General features: G+C 52.7%; 16 protein-coding genes. 12 read left to right on the forward strand and 4 right to left on the reverse strand.

The annotated features are described in order from the left end of the window. The first annotated feature begins 65 nt into the window (after positions 1-65). The 7 genes from cofH (at position 66) to EI42_RS32440 (ending at position 8,497) form a co-directional block, all read left to right on the forward strand. Positions 66-2,525, forward strand: a complete 2,460-nt coding sequence (cofH, locus tag EI42_RS10870; protein WP_111321768.1) for a 5-amino-6-(D-ribitylamino)uracil--L-tyrosine 4-hydroxyphenyl transferase CofH — start codon at positions 66-68, stop codon at positions 2,523-2,525. A gap of 58 nt (positions 2,526-2,583) precedes the next feature. Further along, entirely contained in the window at positions 2,584-3,729 is a 1,146-nt protein-coding gene (gene ribD / locus EI42_RS10875) for a bifunctional diaminohydroxyphosphoribosylaminopyrimidine deaminase/5-amino-6-(5-phosphoribosylamino)uracil reductase RibD (protein WP_246046535.1), read from the forward strand. Further along, complete coding sequence (gene ribA, locus EI42_RS33845; RefSeq protein ID WP_246046533.1) at positions 3,707-4,819, forward strand: GTP cyclohydrolase II; 1,113 nt, start codon at positions 3,707-3,709, stop codon at positions 4,817-4,819. Before ribD ends, ribA begins: the two co-directional genes overlap by 23 nt. A gap of 633 nt (positions 4,820-5,452) precedes the next feature. After that, positions 5,453-6,070, forward strand: coding sequence for a metallophosphoesterase family protein (locus EI42_RS10885; RefSeq protein WP_111321770.1), 618 nt, complete (start codon positions 5,453-5,455; stop codon positions 6,068-6,070). A 215-nt stretch (positions 6,071-6,285) separates the two neighbouring features. Then, positions 6,286-6,699, forward strand: coding sequence for a nitroreductase family deazaflavin-dependent oxidoreductase (locus EI42_RS10890; protein ID WP_111321772.1), 414 nt, complete (start codon positions 6,286-6,288; stop codon positions 6,697-6,699). A 513-nt stretch (positions 6,700-7,212) separates the two neighbouring features. Next, a complete protein-coding gene (locus EI42_RS10895; RefSeq protein WP_111321774.1) occupies positions 7,213-8,187 on the forward strand; it encodes a universal stress protein in 975 nt (324 codons plus the stop codon). A gap of 142 nt (positions 8,188-8,329) precedes the next feature. Beyond that, positions 8,330-8,497 carry a hypothetical protein gene (locus tag EI42_RS32440; RefSeq protein WP_170142538.1) on the forward strand — a complete coding sequence of 56 codons (168 nt, stop codon included), beginning with the start codon at positions 8,330-8,332 and terminating at the stop codon, positions 8,495-8,497. A 32-nt stretch (positions 8,498-8,529) separates the two neighbouring features. Here EI42_RS32440 and EI42_RS10900 read toward each other — a convergent pair whose 3' ends face one another. The 3 genes from EI42_RS10900 to EI42_RS10910 all read right to left on the reverse strand — a co-directional run bounded on the left by EI42_RS10900 (position 8,530) and on the right by EI42_RS10910 (position 14,786). After that, positions 8,530-10,323 (reverse strand): serine/threonine-protein kinase, encoded by a 1,794-nt coding sequence (locus EI42_RS10900; RefSeq protein ID WP_111321776.1) that lies wholly within the window; start codon positions 10,321-10,323, stop codon positions 8,530-8,532. 418 nt (positions 10,324-10,741) lie between these two features. Further along, on the reverse strand, positions 10,742-14,107 hold the full coding sequence (locus EI42_RS10905) for a glycosyltransferase (RefSeq protein ID WP_111321778.1): 3,366 nt from the start codon (positions 14,105-14,107) through the stop codon (positions 10,742-10,744). A 196-nt stretch (positions 14,108-14,303) separates the two neighbouring features. After that, the gene (locus EI42_RS10910; protein ID WP_111322153.1) at positions 14,304-14,786 is read right to left on the reverse strand and encodes an aminoacyl-tRNA deacylase; all 483 of its coding nucleotides are present in this window, start codon (positions 14,784-14,786) and stop codon (positions 14,304-14,306) included. A 297-nt stretch (positions 14,787-15,083) separates the two neighbouring features. Here EI42_RS10910 and EI42_RS10915 point away from each other — a divergent pair, with 297 nt between their 5' ends. The 5 genes from EI42_RS10915 to EI42_RS10935 all read left to right on the forward strand — a co-directional run bounded on the left by EI42_RS10915 (position 15,084) and on the right by EI42_RS10935 (position 18,594). Then, positions 15,084-15,545 (forward strand): hypothetical protein, encoded by a 462-nt coding sequence (locus EI42_RS10915; RefSeq protein WP_111321780.1) that lies wholly within the window; start codon positions 15,084-15,086, stop codon positions 15,543-15,545. Positions 15,546-15,611: 66 nt separating this feature from the next. Beyond that, complete coding sequence (locus tag EI42_RS10920) at positions 15,612-16,568, forward strand: GNAT family N-acetyltransferase (RefSeq protein WP_111321782.1); 957 nt, start codon at positions 15,612-15,614, stop codon at positions 16,566-16,568. A gap of 195 nt (positions 16,569-16,763) precedes the next feature. Then, positions 16,764-16,964 (forward strand): YHS domain-containing protein, encoded by a 201-nt coding sequence (locus tag EI42_RS10925; protein WP_111321784.1) that lies wholly within the window; start codon positions 16,764-16,766, stop codon positions 16,962-16,964. A 145-nt stretch (positions 16,965-17,109) separates the two neighbouring features. After that, the gene (locus EI42_RS10930; RefSeq protein ID WP_137686399.1) at positions 17,110-18,201 is read left to right on the forward strand and encodes a hypothetical protein; all 1,092 of its coding nucleotides are present in this window, start codon (positions 17,110-17,112) and stop codon (positions 18,199-18,201) included. Positions 18,202-18,270: 69 nt separating this feature from the next. Then, positions 18,271-18,594 (forward strand): ArsR/SmtB family transcription factor, encoded by a 324-nt coding sequence (locus EI42_RS10935; RefSeq protein ID WP_170142539.1) that lies wholly within the window; start codon positions 18,271-18,273, stop codon positions 18,592-18,594. Between the two features lie 68 nt (positions 18,595-18,662). Here EI42_RS10935 and EI42_RS10940 read toward each other — a convergent pair whose 3' ends face one another. After that, positions 18,663-20,060, reverse strand: a complete 1,398-nt coding sequence (locus EI42_RS10940; RefSeq protein WP_111321790.1) for an MFS transporter — start codon at positions 20,058-20,060, stop codon at positions 18,663-18,665. Positions 20,061-20,184: the final 124 nt, after the last annotated feature.

Raw genomic sequence — 20,184 nt, forward strand, 5'->3', positions numbered from 1 at the left:
AGCTAATTGAATGGTATGTCCCTGCTCAGAGAGACAAACTGTTTTTCAGAAAGGAACACGTTTGCATGCATCAAGCCGTAGAGAACTTGCTTCAGAGTGTCTTACAAGGATCTGAACTCTCCGCTACTGAAGCGCTGGAACTGGCAACTTTTGATGATATGCCTACGCTATTAGGTGTAGCATCACAATTGCGAGATCAAGGCCATCATCAGCGTATTTCCTATTCGCGTAAAGTGTTCATACCGCTTACACAGCTTTGTCGCGATGTTTGTCACTATTGCACGTTTACAAAGCCTCCGGTGCGGGGGAAGCGCTCCTATCTAACGCCAGATGAGGTGCTTGAGATCGCCAGAGCAGGTGTTCAGGCAGGCTGTAAAGAAGCGCTCTTCACGCTTGGCGACAAGCCGGAACTGCGTTATAAGGTGGTCGCGCAGGAGCTGGCTGACCTGGGTCACGAAACGACGATCTCATATCTGGTCGAGATGGCCGGGCTGGTTCTGAAGGAGACCGGGCTGTTGCCCCATGCGAACCCGGGCGTGTTGAGTGCTGCTGAGCTGGCTGCTCTGCGCACGGTGACGGCTTCGCAAGGCATAATGCTTGAAAGTGCGTCCAGGCGGCTTTCTGAGCGCGGTGGGCCCCATTATGGCTCGCCGGACAAGGAGCCGTCGGTGCGTCTGGAAACGATTCGGCAAGCGGGCGAGCTGCGTATCCCCTTTACTACTGGCATACTGATCGGTATCGGTGAGACGCGCCTTGAGCGTATCGAGTCGCTTCTAGCGCTGCGTGAGCTGCATCGTCAGTATGGGCACATTCAAGAATTGATCATTCAAAACTTCCGTGCCAAACCGGGAACACGCATGGAGAAAGCGCCTGAACCCGCGTTGGAAGAGTTGTTATGGACCATTGCTGTTGCACGGCTGCTTTTTGGTCCTCGGATGAATATTGAAGCGCCTCCCAACCTGAGCCCTGGTGTCTATGAACGGCTGGTGGGCGCAGGGCTGAACGATTGGGGTGGCATCTCGCCTGTGACGCCCGATCACGTGAATCCCGAGGCGCGATGGCCGCATCTCGACGAGCTGGCAGAGCGCACCAATAGTGTGGGTAAGGAGCTGGTTGAGCGCCTGACAATCTACCCGGAATATGCATTGAAGCCGCATGAGTGGCTCGATCCAAAGGTTGCGCCGCTGGTCTTGCAGCAGCTCGACAGTGATGGTCTGGCTCGGGTTGATACGTGGTCACCGGGAACAAGCGTGCAACTTCCCCTTGAAAAGGATCTCGTGCTGCATCGGAGGCCTCCTGAGCGCTCTACCGCGGAGGTGCGTGAGTTGATTGCACGGGCGACGGAGGGGGAGGATCTCAATGAGCACGAGATTGTGCGCCTTTTTGAGGCAAGGGGCGACGATTTTGCAGCAATCTGCCAGGCAGCGGACGAGCTTCGCAAGCGAGTGTGCGGTGACACGGTCACCTACGTGGTCAATCGCAATATCAACTATACCAACATTTGTTACTTCCGTTGTCAGTTTTGTGCCTTTTCGAAAGGAAAATTGAGCGAAAACCTGCGTGGAACGCCTTATGATCTTGCTCTGGAAGAGGTGGTTCGGCGGGCAAAAGAGGCGTGGGAGCGTGGCGCAACCGAGGTCTGTATGCAAGGCGGCATTCATCCTGAGTACACGGGTCAGACGTACCTCAACATGTGTCGAGCAATCAAGGAAGCGGTGCCGGAGATCCATATTCACGCCTTCTCACCGCTTGAGGTCTGGCAGGGAGCGCAAACGCTTGGGCTCAGCGTACGCGAGTTCTTGCGGCAATTGAAGGATGCCGGGCTCGGGACGCTTCCCGGGACTGCTGCTGAGATCCTGGACGACGAGATTCGAGCGCTGATCTGTCCCGATAAGCTCAACACGGAACAGTGGCTCTCGGTTATTGAGGAGGCGCATGGGATCGGCCTTCGCACGACCGCGACGATCATGTATGGTCATGTTGAGCGGCCAGTCCATTGGGCGCGGCACCTGTTGCGGATTCGCAATCTCCAAAAGCGAACAGGCGGCTTTACGGAATTTGTCCCGCTCCCATTTGTGCATATGGAGGCTCCACTGTACTGGAAGGGGCGCGCGCGTAAGGGACCGACCTTCCGCGAGGCCGTATTGATGCACGCTGTGTCTCGTCTGGTGCTACACCCATATATTACAAGCATCCAGGTGTCGTGGGTCAAGATGAGCCCCGAGGGGGTGCAGGTGTGTTTGCAAGCGGGTGCGAACGACATGGGTGGAACTTTGATGAATGAGAGTATTACACGAGCGGCTGGCGGAGAGCTCGGCCAGGAGCTTCCCCCGGCATGGATGGAGCAACTGATTAGTTTGATTAAACGAGTTCCACGGCAGCGTACGACGCTCTATGGCGATGTGCCCGAGGAGCGCTATCGGGCTTCCCTGGCCGCTCCAGAGCTGCAGCCAATTGTTTTGACTCCTGTCAAACGCTACATGCGTAGCAAGCGCCCGACTTCAAATGCTCAAACTACAAACTAGTTTGGATGAGATCAGTTTGTGCAAACCAGTTTGCATAAAGGTGAAAGATTGGTGGTATATGATGGTTCTGGATGATGCGGCAGCGATGCGCCAGGCACTGGCCTGTGCACGAAGTGTCGAGGGGCGCACCAGCCCTCGACCACCGGTAGGTGCTGTTGTGGTGCGTGATGGCGAGGTCATCGGGCAGGGGGCAACCGCTCCCCCCTATGGCCCGCATGCCGAAGTGTTCGCGTTACGTGAGGCCGGAGAACGGGCAAGAGGGGCGACGCTCTATGTCACGCTGGAGCCTTGTTGTATTACCCGGCACACACCTCCATGCACGGAAGCGGTGATTGCAGCGGGGATTCGCCGTGTTGTTGTGGCGATCTGTGATCCCAACCCCCACGTGTGTGAGCAAGGGATTGCGCAATTACGCGCTGCTGGAATTGAGGTGACAGTAGGTGTTGGTGAAGAGGAAGCTCGCGAAATAATTCAGCCGTTTCTCTTCTATATCTCGAAAGGCAGGCCCTATGTAACGGCAAAGTGGGCCATGACGCTTGATGGCAAGCTGGCGACACGCACAGGAGACTCGCGCTGGATCAGTGGTCCGCGGTCGCGTTTGCGGGTGCATCAGCTTCGTGACCGGGTTGATGCGATTCTGGTTGGCGCAGGGACGCTTCGCCAGGATGACCCACAATTAACGGTTCGCTTGCCTGAAGAGCTGCGTGGTAAGCCGCGTCAGGGGCCACTGCGCGTTGTGATATCCGCTTCGGGCAATGTACCGCAACAGAGTCGGCTCTTCTCATCCGAGCTGGCTGAGGGAACCTGCCTGATCGTTGGCGAAGGAAGTGAGCGCCGTGAGCTCCTTCAGCGCCTGCGTGAGCGTGGTGTCTCTGTGCTTGCCGCACCGCTTGACGCGCGTAATCAGGTGGACCTGGATGCTGCATTGCGGTTGTTGGCTCAGGAAAAAGATTGTATGCACGTGTTGCTTGAAGGGGGAAGTCACCTGCTGGGGAGTGCCCTTGATTGTCGGCTGGTCGATCATGTGCAGGTCTTTATTGCACCAAAAGTGGTAGGCGGCTCCACTGCCAGTTCACCGGTCGCAGGCGTCGGTCTGGCTCTGATGTCCGATGCATTTCAGCTACAGCATATGTATACAGAGATAGTCGAGCATGATATGTTGATAGAGGGAGATATATACTATGGTCCGGGAGATGGGAACTGAGGCCAATCAGTTTTCGGTGCTGCATGCTGCTCGTATGTTGCAGGAAGGGCGCCCGGTGCTGTTGTATGCTGGCCTGTGCGATGATCCGCCGGTACTCTGTCAGGCCGGGCAATTTGTCACTGCTGAAACGGTTACTCGCTTGCTGTTGATTGCGGGTGGTGAACTGCGCGTCCTGTTGCGTCATGCCCGGCTGGATGCTTGCCGGCTGACGCCTCGCGCTCGGGCTGGTGAACCTGCCAGCCTGGTACAAGAGATTCGCAGGCTGGTTTTTCCATCTGCCTGTACTGACGATCAGGAACCGCTTCTCACGCGGGTTGATGCTGCTGGCTATGAGGAAGCGGCGCTTGATCTCCTGCGCATTGCTGGTCTGGAAGAGGTTGCGGTGCTCTACGAGGTGCGGAGTGTGGTCGATGATATCGCGTTGCTGGAACTGGTAATGCATCTGGATTGCGGTATTACTTCTATCGAGGCAATCAGGCAATACCGAAAGGCCCGCCGTGTCAGCCTGATTACAGAAATACAGCTACCGACTAGCTATGCTCCATTCCGTTTGCAGCATTATCAGGAGCATGAGACGGGGCTCCCCTATCTTGTGCTCCTGCTCGGGGATCTAACAGGCGATCCTCCTCCGCTTGTGCGCCTGCATTCTGAATGTAAAACCGGCGACGTATTTGGCTCATTGCGTTGCGATTGTCGTGCGCAGCTTCAAGCCGCGCTCAAAGAGATTGCGCAGGAGGGATGCGGTATGATAATCTACTTACCGCAAGAGGGGCGGGGAATTGGCTTGAGCGGCAAATTACAGGCGTATCGTTTGCAGGAGCGCGGCCTTAACACGATTGAAGCAAACGTACAACTGGGATATCCGGTCGATGCACGCGACTATACCAGCGCTATAGAGATTCTACGTCATCTGAAATTGCGCTCGCTTCGCCTGCTGACGAACAATCCGAAAAAGCTACAGGTGGTGCAGGAAAGCGGTTTTCAGGTTGAACGAGTGCCGCTGGAGATCATGCCTGACAGCGCGAATAGAGCCTATTTACAAACGAAGTATCAGCATATGGGCCATCTCTTGAGCCTGTTTGCGGAGTAGCAACTGATTGCAGGAGCATATGGGAAAGAGCAGCAGGAAGGGGGGATCTTCCCGCTGCTCCCGTGCTACCTCTTCTACACTCAATCTATTCTACTAAGAGATAGCTATGAGATACCTTAACAAAGTGAAAAGCCGTCTTCCCGCCTACGAAGCCGCTCTACTCGACTGATGTTGTTTCTTTTAAAGATGAAGGATATTAACCTTGATCCACTGCTGAAGCCGCCTCGTGTCTGAGAAGATGTATGACTCAGGGAGTATAAGTGGATACCAATTGTCTTTGTAGACAAGCCCGTACACTGGTTGTTCATATCCCCTGACACATCCACATCCTTCTACACGACACTCAAGGCGGGCCCCGATTTTTTTTGCTTCCCGTTCAATTGCCGCTAACTTTGCCTGTGGACTGAGCTCCAAAATGTGTACCTCTCACAAAAACATCTACGAGCGAATAAGAGGTAGCACATATTTTATATACCATTACTTCTATCCAGGAGTAAAGATATATAAGAGAAATTATGTACTTTGTTGAAAGGAAAGGATACAGGTGAAATAAGCAGGGATCAGAAGTATCACTTTTGCTATCTGCAACAAGAGCAAACAGGCAGAAAAAAGAGAAGAGGGAAGGTGTAACGTATGAAAATAGGGATTTTTTCAGATGTACACGGAAATTTTGTTGCCCTGCAAACTGTTCTGGCCGAACTGGAACAGGTTGACCGCTTGCTATGCCTCGGCGATATATGTGCACTGGGGCCACAGCCTGCGGAAGTAATTGAGCGTCTCAGGCAGCTCCAGTGTCCGGTTATTTTAGGGAATACCGATGCATGGTTAGAAGACCCGTTACTCGCTCGTGAGAGTGAGGCCGAGCGGCATTGTATCTTCTATGAGCTGGCGTTATGGAGTGCCGAACAGCTTTCGGAGAGTGATCACGCCTTTATTCGGTCCCTCCCGTCGACGCTGCATGTGCCGCTTCAGCAGGAAAACTCGCTGCTCTGCTTTCATGGCTCTCCGCGCTCATTTGATGATGTCATTGCGGCGGTCACGCCTGACGATGAGGTTGCACGTATGCTACAAGGGCAGACGGCGACGGTCATGGCGGGTGGTCACACACATATTCAGATGGTGCGTCGCTATCAGGACTCATGGATTCTCAATTGTGGTGCCGTTGGCCTGCCGGGTGTTCATGCAGGGAGTCCCGAACTGCCGCAGAACCCAGAATGTTTGTTGGGCCGAGTACGCAATTCTGCGTGTTGAGCAGGGACGGATCTCGCTTGAGCTTCGCCGCTCGATGGCAGGCAGCTCGTTCAGGCGCTTGAGCGCTCTTCGATGCCCCATAAAGCATGGTGGTTGCAAAAGTGGCGTATCGATTGATGCTCGATGTGCGTACACAAAAATGCGTATAGAGGACGTGCTACTTCCTGAACAGGTGCTATACTAAAGCAAGGTTCCGGAAAGGAAGGAGGATGTACATGAACGACTACAATCGCAAGGTTATTGAGGAGTTCCGGGCGAATCGGGGAAAAGTCGGCGGCCCATTCGCGAATACGCCGCTGCTGCTTCTGACCACAAAGGGAGCACGTAGCGGAAAGCCGCATACCACGCCGCTTGGCTACCTGTCTGAAGGCGAACAGATGCTGATATTTGCCTCGTATCTCGGAGCTCCGAAGCACCCGGCCTGGTATCATAACCTCGTTGCCCACCCTGAAGTGACGGTTGAGCGAGGTGACGAGACCTTTGAGGCGCGTGCAACCGTGCTCGAAGGTGAGGAGCGGGAACGCATGTGGCAGAAAGCCGTGACAGCCTTTCCCTTCCTGCTTGAGCATCAGGCGAAAACGTCGCGCCAGATCCCACTTATTGTCCTGACGCCCCGGGAGCGCTTGTAGCGAGGAAGCACGCATCCGAGTGTTTGCCTGCCTGTCTGGTTCTCGTGAGGGAGCCGTCAGGCAGGCATTTCTGTGTCCCTGAGAGATTCCAGTTGTATCTGGCTGATTGCTGCATCTATGTAGCTGCTGAGCCATGCGAAATCGCTCCAGGAGCAGGCGGCACAACAGAAGCACGCGTTCAACTAGCCAAAGAACAAATGCAGAACCAGCAGAATACATACTCACCCCTTCAGAACATACTTACTCTGCAAAAGAGTATCTCACATGGTGAAAGTAGTTGCAAGCAAAACAGCCAAAATGGCTAGCAGCTCTGCACTTTTCTCATAGAAAAGATCTTCAGCTCCCTCCATAGAACTATTCGGGATATTTTATGCATTTTTGCTGTATATATAATTCCACTTAAACTGTTCCTTCCTCTGAGAAATCTCCTTATTGTTCAGTGACTCCTCTTGTTTGTGGCATACGTATTCTAGAGTAGGGGAATGAAAAATAGGTAAGAAAGAGAGTAAAGGTATGTTCAAGCGTATCCTTGTGCCGCTGGATCGCTCAGAAGTTGCCGAGAAGGCGCTTCCTGTCGCATTTCGCATTGCCCAAACCACAGGAGCCTCAGTTCTTGTGTTGAATGTCCTTTCATCGGGCACTGATTATGCATGGACTATGTTACAGGCTCCAATGGTGATAGGGGAATATGTTGAGCAGGAGCAGCAAGATGCGCAGGAATACATGCAGAAAATAGAAGCGCTTGGCCAGAAAGAGCAAGTGTCGCTGAGCTCGCTGCTGGCGCGTGGCAATGCCCCTGATACCATTATGGAAGTAGCGACCGAGCAGAAGTGTGACCTCATTGTACTGTGTAGTCATGGCGCAAGTGGCTTGCAGCGCTGGGTGATGGGAAGCGTTGCTGCTCGGGTGGCTCGTCATAGCACGGTACCGACCCTGATTCTCCAGGAAAAGGCCGAACAGAGCATCGTGCAGCGCATTCAGGCGGGGCAGCAGATCAGTGCTCTGGTGGCGCTTGACGGCGGTCCGGGAGCCGAAACGCTGCTAAAACCGGCGGTCTATCTTTCGTCTCTCCTCTCCTCACCGAAGCCCGGCAAAGTACGATTGATCCACGTTGTATCGCAGAGTACCTTGAGGGGAAGAGATGAGAGCGGGAGACATGAGAAGCAGATGAAGGAATTCGCGAAAATGGGTGCGGAAAAGTATCTGAATGAAGTAAAGCAGCGAATAGAGAAAGAAGTAGGCGCGCAACTTTCCTGTCAGATCGAGACCGTAGTTTTGAGCGGGAGTGATGTCGCATCGGTCTTGCTCGATACCGCAAAGTCCTGTGAGCAAGCTGGCGAAGGGGCTATTCTGGCACTGGCAACACATGGGCGCAGTGCCCTGTCTCGCTGGATTATTGGGAGCGCTGCTGATCGGGTGCTCTCGACCTCGCAACATCCACTGTTGATCTATCGCCCGGAAGAGATACAAAAACAGCCTCAAGCATAGAAGAAAAGGGCTACGCATCAGTGGACGTAGCCCTTTTCTATGATTTTAAGATTCCGTTTTTCCGCTTTGTTCAACGACAGGGGTATCTCTCATAACAGGGGCGATCTTTTCGCCTTGAATACCTGTTTGGAGGAGAGCACTGTTGCTGGAAATACTGCTGCTGCTTGTGTGCTTTCTCCCGGCCTTCCCTGCAATCGGCTTGCCGAGCGCTTGTGTCTACCCGGGTGAGAGCCTGCTTCCAGCATTGCCCACCCTGAGACCTCTGATGGTGCGGGTATTGCCACGGGGCCGCTGCTTGCATCCGCCTTGATGGCCGTTTGAAAGCAGACAACCGAATACAGCTTACACCTTCCAGAAGCGGATAGTACCATCAGTGCCAGCAGATGCGATTCTGGTTCCGTCAGGTGACCAGTCGAGCGCTGTAACCTCGCCTTCGTGTGCCTGATAGAGCGTCTCACGTTCACCTTTTGCGCTGTTCCAGATATGGACAGTGCGCGTGCCGGCAGAGGCGACTTTTTCCCCGTCAGGTGACCATGCAAGCGCGTTGATGGCCTCCTGATGGCCCTGATAGGTCGCAAGCGGAATACCGGTCGCGGGATTCCAGATCTCAATATTGCCGTCGGCGCTGCCATAAGCCAGAATGTTTTTCTTCGGCGACCAGCGAAGAGCCTTAATTGCGCTTTTCGTCACGCCTCGGTAGACCCGGCTATGCTCACGGAACGTGTGATTTTCTCCTTGCACCTCCATAAACCAGAGCTGGAAAGCGCCATCCGAACTGGCGGCAACGATATACATGCCATCAGCCGACCAGTCAAGTACTTGCACGTCTTGCAGCTTGATCGGATAGCTGACGAGCACTTTTCTGGCTTTGATATCCCAGATATTCACGTTCGTCCCGGCAACGCTGGCAATCAGCCTACCATCCGAAGACCAGGCAAAATATTGGATAGGCACCGTCTCCTGACAGATCTGGAGCAGCGTGCCAGATTTCGCGCTCCAGACCTGGATGATGCCATCATTGCTTGCAGAGGCGATCATTGTCGACATGCCGTGTGGGCCCCAGGCTGCCTTTTTGACCCTCGTGCGGTGTCGTTGATAGACCTGAAGTACTTTCCGGTTGGCGACGTCCCAGACATAGATATGTTTCTCGTTGCTCCGCCCAAGCAACTGCTCGCTATCAAGCGACCAGTCAACCATAGTGACTGGCTCGTTCTGCCGCCAGAACAGCTCAGCCTGGGGAAGCTGCTGTTGCTGCTGGACAAAGAGCGGAGTGGGTGGTGTTAGTGAAAAGCTGGAAGGGCGTCGCAGGGCTCCCGTGGCGCTTGTAGATAGGGCGGCCTGTTCCAGTGCCATTGCAAACGCCTGGATGTTACGAAAGCGCTCGTTCGGGTTCTTTGCCAGAGCGGTAGTCACAACCTGCTCGACGACCGGGGAAACCTCCTGCGCCCTGCTGCGAAGCGACGGCGGTGAAAATGCGAGGTGCTGGGCGATGACCTCCCTCGGGGTTCCTTGAAACGGCAGGTCGCCGCTGAGCCAGAGATAGACGGCGAGCGCCAGCGCATATTGGTCGCTTGCTGGTTGGGGCTTCCCTTGAATCTGTTCGGGAGCCAGAAAGGAGACCGTGCCTCGCGCAGCCTGCATATTGAGCGAAGAGCCTGAATTGGGAATCGCCGTAATGCCGAAATCACTCAGTAAAATCTCTCCCTGAGCATTCAGAAGCATATTTTCTGGCTTCAGATTACGGTGAAGCAATCCATGCTCGTGTGCGTATTGAAGGGCGCTTGCAATCTGTTTGACGTAGCGTACCACCTGCGCCAGCGGAAGCCGCGTTCCCTTTGGAATATGCTGCTGAAGCGATCCCCCTGATGCATATTCCTGCACCAGAAAGGGCTTGCCTGCCTGAATGCCAAAGTCAAGCAGACGAGCAATGTGGGGATGCCGAAGGCTTGCGATTGCCCTGATTTCCTGATTCGCTTCTCCTGCCTCTCTCTCTGTAAGTGTAGTATGTAGAATTTTTATTGCTACTTTTATCTGCAATTGCTGGTGTTCACCTAAATACACCTCAGCAAACCCGCCTTCTCCCAGAAAGCGAGTCAGCCTGTACTTACCCCAGCTTTGCCCGATTACCTGCTTCATGCGTTCTATACCTCACCTGATGAGAAATAATAAGTCCCTTAATGCGTAAAACAACGTACCCTTTACTCTCTGAAACTCTACCGAGAAAAGATATCGTTTGTCAATGAATTCATAACAAATAAGCATACGACAAAAACAGTGGAATCTGTCACGCGTGCTATTTGCTGACTATTTATGTCATACATGCTTCTGGGTAGTGTTACTGACAAATAAAGGGCGGAAATGGATGCAGCAAAGCGCTGCACATAAGCATAAATGGGACGCAGAGAAATTGCCATACCTATTTCTAAGGAATCACTGTATGTCTCACCCATTGGTTTCACGCTGGTCAAGAGAAGGGGAGTGTGCGGGCCGCCAAAGTGCACCCGACTGTAGTGGGGATGTGCATACATGCGATCTGTTCTATCGAAGTCGTATGTCACCTGCTCTTGTCATTGTACCATATTGGCGAAGAGGCTAATTGCAGGTTGATGGTGCAGCGCTTATAAGGTGCAAGCAGCATATCAACATCTCGTGGCGCCTGATGAAGCGCAATTGCATTATTATGATAGAGCTGAAGTCCGTTTTCGTCATGTAATAGTGTAAATTTTTTGTGGAATGCTGCATCTCGCCAAAAGCGCCTGGCAACGCGATCCTGTGGACGACGAGAAAGGAGCACCCACGTAACCTGCTTCTCTGGCTTGAGGAGCGCTCTTTCCCAGTAATGTCTGTTTCCCTCTCCGACAAAGTTGCGGAGGGCTATAGACAAATCCGGGAGAAAGACTGCACCCTCATCCAGAAGAATACGTTCTCCCTGCTGGTAATAGCGCAATAGCGTTCGTACGGCTGGCTGTGCGGCCTGACATGAATAGCCATATTGTCCATCATAGAGAGTGATCACACCCTGAGAAATGAGCAGGAGCGGCTGACTGAGCACGATAACGATGCACAGAGCGATTCTGAATGTAGATACAGGAAAGTGAATGGCGCTGATGCGATCGATAAAGAGTGCAAGAGCAAGAGCGACAGGCACAACCATTGCTGCACCATAGCGTACATTATAGATCGTGGTTGGTCCTGTTCCAGGAATGTAGATGACCGCCTGGCCATTATAGAGAGCAAGAGTGTAAAACGGGAGCGGTGCAAAGAAGGGGAGAAGGGCCCAGATGGTGAGCTCCCGCCGATGTTGAATACAGTAAAAGAGGATCGCTATTCCTGCAAGAAGCAGCGGAACGGGACCGATAGTTGCAATTATAGTAGAGAGATAGGTCTGTAGGGCGATAGACAGGTTATGAAAGGTTGAGACAACGCCCTCCTGAATCAAGCCTGCATGTTGTGTTTGGGCTGAAAAAGCGCCATGCTGGAACTCAAGCGGATCGCCGAAGAGGGCAGCGTTCCAGAGAAACCAGAGGAGAATGCTGAAGCCGCCCGCGAACAGGAAGAGCGTCATATGACCTATCAGTTTGCTGAGAGAATAGCGCTTCTTCCAGCATATGAGAGCGATAAGTGGTAGAAGGAGTATAAAGAGGAACCAACCATCATAGCGTGAAGCGGTGGCTGTATTGGTCGCAAGTGCGCAGAGGAGAAACGTGCGGGTGCGCCCGCTCTGAATCCAGGCAAGAAAGCAAGCACAGGCAATGGTTGACGTGCAGATACAGACCAGCTCTGATAGCGGAGTCGTCTGAAGATAGAGAATGTTCGGATTCAGCAGAAAGCAGAGCGTCCCGAGACAGCTAGCAGGTTGGTTTCCTGTCAGGCGGTGGGCGCTGTGATAGAGCGCGAGTGCCGTTGCCACATAGCAACACATGGAAACAAGGCTTCCTGCTAGTCCGGTGTGCCAGAGGGTGTCATTCCAGATAAATGGAAACATCAATATATGATGAAATGGGAGCCAGACTGTACCAAGTTGTGCCAACCCCGGGGTGAGGCTATCAAAGACCTTTCGTGCTATCCGAAGATGGGAAAGGGCGTCGGCATACAGAAGTGTTTCCTGTCGAGCCAGAAAGAATAGCAATGCACCTGAACTGCAAATGATTGCACTTATAAGCGTAAGGCGGAGCCAGAGATGTGATTTGCTCTCTTGCTTTGAAAGTGCAATCTCAGGTAGGCGATGTAAGAAAGGGGGTGCGGGAACATAGGGCACAATATCCCTCTGCCTGATGTTCAGGAGTGATGTTTTGAGTGCACTCCTCTGTTTTGAGGCGTGCCTGTGCCTTTGGTTTCCCTGTTTTTGTGAGGAAGAGACAAGGTGAAATCCATGTGCGGTCTTCTGCCAGTAATGTGGTTCCCGTAACAGCTCGTAGAGTGCGATGAAAGCTGCAAGCCAGGTGAGCGCCCAGTAACAGAGGATACCCAATGTCCAGGGAATAAGCTGGTAGTGTTCCTTGCGCATGCATCCATACATATAAAGAAGTACATAATAAAAGTTACCGAACACAAAGCAAAGAAAAGCCGGATAGAAAATCGGCGCGGGAAAAAGTTGCTGATAGAACCACTCGACCGATGGACGTGCCAGAAAGTAGATGCAGGAAAGGATCCACATAAGTGGAGTAAAAAAGAGAAGTGTTACACTACTTCCAAGCAGAATATTGAGCACGAGCAGGTATCTCGGATTCGTTTCTCGTAAAAGGTTGCCTGGCTGTCGGATATGTACAAAATAGGTTTGCATATATCCCTTTATCCAGCGGGAACGTTGCCGTAGCCAGAAGAGCAGCTTCGAAGTTGCCTCTTCTTCTGTTGTCGAGTCGATCATAACTGTTCTGAGGCCACGACGCGCGAGCCGCAGGCCAACATCACAATCCTCAGTCACGTTATAGGCATCCCAACCACCAAGCGAGCGTAGATCAGCAGTGCGAAAGTGGTTGGAAGTGCCTCCAAGCGGAACGGGAAGTCCCAGGCGCTGCAAGCCTGGCAATACCAGATGAAACCACATGGCATATTCGGCGGCGTACCAGCGCGTAAGCAGGTTTTGTGAGGCGTTATAGCAACTGAGCTTCGCCTGCACACATGCGACTTCAGGCGCCTGCACAGCAAAGGTAAGAGCTGCCTTTTTTAACTGAAGTGGGTCAGGAATATCTTCCGCATCATAAATAACAATATAGTGACCTCTTGCCCACATTAACCCGTAGTTGCATGCCCGTGGCTTGGTGCGTGGGCGCCCGGCAGGAACCACAAGTACCTCGAAATGCTCAGGAAGGTGTATTCTTTTCAAGGCTTCACGTGTCTCTCGATCCTTTTTCTCAACAAGAAGGAGAATCTGGAGCTTATCAACCGGGTAATCCAGCTTCAGCAGTGCCTGAACTAACTGAGGCAAGACGGCTGATTCTCTGTATAATGGACATAAAATAGTATAGGAAGGCCACGGAGCATCCTGTAACCTCTGTAGTAATGCTTCATCGATCGAAAATGTATCGGATCGAAGCGCTGTTTGGAATGACAGGCTCAGGCTGAGCGCCAGGGTCAATATATAGAGGAGAGTAATAAGACCCATTACGAGCGTCAAGAAGCTCCACTGAAACATACATACTGCAAGCAGACACGTACAGAGTAGAAAACCAAGTATCACGCGTTGTGCTCTGGTCAGGGTCTTGTGTGCTGAATGTTCGGGTCGACAAAGCGAAAATGATCCTGGAAGAGCGCTATACCGCTTGATATGCTTTCGATAACCAAAGCATTCTTTGTACCTATCTATCTGTAGTTCATGCTGTTCATGTTGTAAGAGCCAGGCTCTAAAGTGATGTTCCTGGGCCAGACGGCCTGATGTAGACGGGCGAAGGTGAGCCGGTGATTGTGTGCTCTGTTCCATATCATCACTCTCCTGCTCTCTTCTGTATAGGCTTTCAAATCGATAGGTTTATTTTTAGCATAACCATATGGGGCAAGGCTTTATCAGGACAGGAAGATGAGCAGGGTGTAAAGGAAGAGGAGAATGAAAAAATCCCCGCTGCTTGAAAGCGGGGATATCTGTTCTACTGATAAGCGAAAGTGACGTTGACTGATACTCATCTGACCCGCACCGGCACCTGGGCGAATGAACAGATGGTTGGTCGGACCAGGCGCTCAAAGTCCGCAAAGCGAAGCTTCATGGTCTCGGTATGTGTGCCAATCGGGAAAACAATATTCTCCTGACGCTTTAGGCTTGAATCTACAAAAACTGGAAGATGGTACAGATTCCCGAACGGTGGCATAGAGCCAACCTCGCAATTAGGGAAAAGCGTTCGCAGGTCATCTTCTGTGGCAAGACGGACATCCGTTGCTTGTAGTTCGTGCCGCACTTTGTCAAAGTCGACGCGAGCAGAAGCGGGTAGGACAAGCATGCAGATTTTGTTGTCTGCGTACACAATGACGCTTTTCGCGACCATTTTGCCCGAAACGCGCTCATATTCGGCAAGCTGCTGAGCAGTATACGCGACGGGGTGATGCTGAATGGTGTAGTCTACTCGCTCGCTATTAAGATATTCTTCCAATACTTTCTGGCATTGCATGGTAAGCACCTCACACATGACGACGAGGCATCCTGCCGAGTGCCGTATCTCCCAGTTATGATACGTCTGAGGGCTCCTCTACGTGTCAGTGTATAGCTTGCTGGTGCCTTTTCTGCTCCTGTTGCATGAATTGCAAAAACGATCGATCAAGGCGACTGGCCGCTTTGTACCCGTTTTGAGTATATAGCTGTTGAACAAGCTGTGATATGCTGCTGTCTGTTCTTGTTTCACCAGGAAAAGGGTGATATACTAGAACTATACCCCTACCCGGGGGGTCTGCACGTGAGAGGAACTGCTATGAGTGATGAGAGACAGCAGGCACCCTGCTTGCCTGTTTCGATCAGTGAGAAGGCTGAGCAAGCAGAGAGGCGGAAGAACCCGCTTTTTGAGCGCCTCTCTTGCGCTATGCCCTCGACTGGCCGAATAGAAAATATAGGAGCAATCATCGGGGCACTGGTTCAGTTGCTTACCGCCTCTCGGCAGTTTGTGCAATCGCTGAGCTGGCTCGGAGACGCCATACAAGCCCTGCCGACAAAGGTCGTTGTTGTGGAGCGTGTGCGTGATCCGGTATGCGGCAAGCGCGTTGATCCACATACCACCCGGCTGACAATCGAGCATCAGGGCGAATCGAGTTTTTCTGTTCAGAACAGTGTCGCGATCTATTCACAGAAAGGGCTCCACAGGCGGAATGATTGCGTGAGTCAGCTCGGTTCGCTGCATCTTTGCGACAGACTGAGGTGTGGCATACAGTATCTCTGATATGCTTTACTAAAAATAGATTCTCATCTGTTCTGTGAATCTCTAGAAAGTGTATAGTGTTGTATCATGGAGAAGAAAAAGTATACAGTTCGTAAAGGAGAACCACACGATCTGGTAACGATTGAAGCGCTCTGGTCGGCTTCTCAGGACGCTGATACCGCTGCATTTCGGCCTTCATCCGGTTGGTGGTCGCTTGTGGCATGGGCCGATGAGACACGGCTGTTGCTGGCGGATCACGAGCCGATCGGCGTTGTTGCGGTCGTCTTTGATGAGAGAGGGTACGTCGAGGCACGTCTGGCCCTGGCTCCTGTTCATCGAGAGAAAGAGGCTGCTGATCTTCTGATTGAACAAGTAACTGCATTAGCCGCAGAAGCGGGAAGAGCGCAGATTCGGCTCTCCATTCCCTCGCTTGCTCAATGGGCGTTGGAGGCTGCTCGCCGTCATGGGTATACGCCATTGCGAGCCATTCATATGATGCTTCGTCCCGCTCTGGAAGGTCGTTTGCCGGTAGCAACGCTGGAAGACGTGCAGATTCGGCGTATACGTCCAGATGAAGACTTAGCAGTTCTGAATGCATTGAACCGTGCCTGGTCGACAACCTGGAACTTCCGTCCGATCAAGCTGGAGTCGCTTGAGGCCGACTTGCGCGGGCAGCGAGATGGCTTCTTTGTCGCCACGCCGAAAACGGATGAGGCGCAGATTGTGGGCACGGTACATGCGCTCTTTGATCCGACTGCACAGAATCCTGATCAGCAGCCGTATGCCTGGATCTCGAACCTGACCGTTGATCAGTCGCAGCGGGGCAAGGGGCTCGGGCGTATTCTGCTGGCGACCGGTATCAACTACTTGAAAGAGAAAGGGGCCGGTTCGATTGCATTGGGTGTTGATGGTGGTTCAATTGCGCCTATGAAGCTCTATCGTTCGGTCCATTTTGAAGTGATCCGCACGGTCGATATTCTCCAATATGTGTTGACGTCGGATGAAATGGCGACCGATAGAAGGGGCTCGACTGCGCTGGCGTAGGATGCTATTCAGGGCAGAGCGCAATGAATCGAGGATAGATGCGCATGCCCTGAATAACATCCCTTGCTCTTCAGAAAAATGTATGGTATGCTAAGAATGTACCCCCTGGCAGGGGGTAAGGGTAAAATCCCCTTCTTTTTTGTACACCTGTAACCCCATCCCACTGGGTATGGGAGATCATAAAGGAGAAAAACAATGGCACAAGTTATTGATCCCGTTTGTGGAATGACTGTTGATCCAAATACCGCCCGCTTCTCAAGCGAGTATCAGGGCAAGACCTTTTACTTCTGCGCCCCCGGGTGCAAAAAGACGTTTGAGCAGAACCCTGCATCCTTCCTTCAGCAGGGTGAGACGGAGCAGCAAGGGCATACCTGTACCTGTGGCCACTGCTCGTAAAGCCTCTTCATAGGGAAATCGTGCTCTGGAAAAGATGCCTGCTTTTTCTGGAGCACGTTTCATTTTTCCTCTGTATTTGTTTGCCGGAAAACGCGCTGCCAGAAAGAAAAGAACTGAAAAACCGAACAGGGTGGAGGTCTTTTCGATGCAGCTTTTACGATCAGTTGATCGTTTTATACAGCTTGCCTATTCTCCGTCTGCTCCCTTGCCTGGTGTTCTTCCTCCGGCTGCTCAGGCCATTATCCGCAATGCGCAGCTTACGACTGCCGAGGAAGTGGATGCGGCGCTTCAACGTCTCCGAGAGCCTGTAGAGTGTGCTGAGCTGCTCCCGGCCGCCGTTGCATCGTTGGTATGTGGCACGCTGGTTGAGCAGGGCGCAACGCCCGAATGTGCGGGCGAAGCCATTCTTCGGCGTACACAGAAAACACTTGCACTTGCAACATCCTTTATTCAGGGATGTATGCGTGAGGCCGCTGGTGAGCTTCCAGCAGAGGTTTGTGTTACCCGCTATCGTGAGGTTGTAAGCAAGCAGCTCCCACAAGAAGCGCAGGCGTTTGCCCGTCAGGATATGTTCCTCTCCGCTGCTACAGCGATTCTCTTGCGCAGTGGTGCTTTGCGTGCCCTTTTTCAGCGTGATGATGCATTTCTCGCTTTGCTCAAGCACTATCCTCTTGACGAAAAACTCTACTATCTTGAGCGGCTGATGAGCATGCTTGATGGCGAAGAGATGCTTGTGATCCATCCAGAACTCAAGCGCGGATATCGCATTCGGATTGATGGCATCGCCGACAATTTTCAACTGCATACGCTGCTTGCCGATACACTGATCGGTGATCCCGATGAAGGTTGGCTGCCCGGTACGCGCCCTGATCCCCTGGCCGCAGAAGCCTGCCGAGATGGCTATTTTCCGCAAGAGGACGATCCTGAAGCGGCACACTTTCCGCTGGTCGAAGGGGCATTCAACCTGTGGAACTGGACAGCATTGCGCCCGGATGGCACGCTTCCTGAGCGCCCTTTTGATGCATCTTCACACTGGATCTGGAATGAGGGGACGCCGGCTGATATTCAGTTGTTTGAGGGAATTCGGGTGATTCTGTTAGGGCCACCTCCTTATCAGCGTACCTGGAATGCCGGTCGCTTCTTTCCCTTGATGAAGGGTGAGCTGACCGTCTGCGAGGTGCTCTCTTCCGCCCGGGTCGAGCACTGGCTGACTCGCATGGCCCGAGCCCCACGCTAGACTATTAATCCAGTTTTTTTTGCATTGTCCGAACATATATGCTATACTATTGGCATGGAACAGATAGAGTTGGCAAAGATTGCAGCGGCATTCAGTGATCCAATCCGGGTACGCATCATGGATATTCTGATGCAGGGTCGAGATGAAAATTGTGTCTCGACGCCACATCCTGAGCTGCCGCATGCTATATGTCCATATGTGGATGTGCTCCCGAAGCTCGGGAACATTGCTCGCTCAAAACTGTCATACCATCTGAAAGAGCTGCGTGATGCCGAACTTGTCGAAGAACGCAGGATGGGCAAGCAGGTCTTTTACCTGGTCAATCAGCAAACAATCGAGCAATTTCTACACATGCTGGAACAGCGGTACCTGAGGCAGGGAAGGAAAGCGTAGGTCTGACAGAGAAGAGGCGCAGAACCGGTGTTATGGCGGTCTGCGTGTCTTCCCTGCTGTTCCCTGTCTTAGAGTTCCACTACCTTGATACGTTTCCTCTCTAATCCACTGGTTCTCATCGAGAGAAGGCAAAGGATGACTCCGAGCAGGCAGGCGCTCGCCATAATCATCACATCAATCTCGATACCGCTCTTGATTGTCTCCTTCCCGAGCTGTGATCCCAGAATGGCCACGCTCAGCAGGCCACCGATCTGACGTGCCGCGTTAAGCGCTGCCGATGCAACCCCCGAGAGCTCTTTTGGCACATTTTCCAGCACGACCGCTGTCATTGGCGACGCGACGAAACCCGCGAGCGCGCCGATCAGCAATTCACCAAGCAGAATCACAGGCAATGAGGTGTGTAATCCAAGCAGGACGACCAGCATTCCAGTCATACCCAGGAGAAGCCCGATTGCAAGCGCTTTCTCAGGCCGCAGCAGGCGCATGATGTGCTTGGTCATAAAGAGCAACAGAAACGAGCCGAACGCTGTTTGTGGCAGGAAGGCAAGTCCCGTCTCGAAGGCTCCGTAGCCATATGCATGCTGGAAGTAGATCGCGAAGGCAAAGAGCATGCCGAAGAAGCTAAATTGATAGGCAAGCGCGACAAAAAGCGTGGTTGAGACTTTGCGCGAACGGAACAAAGCCAGTGGAAGCATTGGCTGAGAGCTATGAGCCTCAATCCGGATGAAGAGCAGAGTACAGAGGATTGCGAGCGCCAGCATACCGATTCTGAGAGCTGGCGGGAGATGTTGCCACTCGATCAGCCCATAGCTTAGAAATAGGCAGGCCAGGATTGCAAACACCTGCCCGGCCAGATCTAGCTTTTTGCCGGATTGGGCTGGTATTGGCTGGATCGTCAAGAGCATCAGGACAAGTGCCAGCAAACCAGCGGGAATGTTAATGAGAAAGATGGAAGGCCAGCCGAAGCTATCTACCAGGATTCCCCCCAGAAGCGGACCACTGGCAACTGCGAGCGAGCTGATGCCGCCCCAGGCCGCGACCGCTCGGTTACGCTCCTGTGGATCCTCGAAAAGGTGAGCGACCAGGGAAAGGGAGTTCGGTAGGAGTACTGCCGCCCCTGCTCCCTGAAGGGCGCGAGCGATAATCAGCCATTCTACCGAGCGCACCAGGCTACAGATGAGCGAGGAACCAATAAAGATGAGCAGGCCGAGGCCAAAGACGGTACGAACGCCGAAGCGATCACCCAGGGTGCCAGCCGTCAGCAGAAAACTGACGAATATCAGTATATAGCTATCAGCGATCCATTGGATGTTCTCCAGAGAAGCGTGCAAGCTGTGCTGAAGAGCCGGGAGCGCCACATTAAGAATGGTAGTATCAAGGAGCACAATGAAGGAACCCAGGCTCAGAGCGAGGATGGCTGCCGCCTGTTTCCAGTTTTTAGTTCGTTCGATATGTTGTCTACTCATAATTTCCTCAGGACGAAGTTAGCCGCATAGGGACTCAGGGCTATGTATGCGGACGGATAGGTGTTCCTTGTCACTATAAAGTCGCTGTGTTATATTTGTCAATATAGAGATAATGAAGTTTGTG

Source organism: Thermosporothrix hazakensis (genome assembly GCF_003253565.1).
Classification (GTDB): domain Bacteria; phylum Chloroflexota; class Ktedonobacteria; order Ktedonobacterales; family Ktedonobacteraceae; genus Thermosporothrix; species Thermosporothrix hazakensis.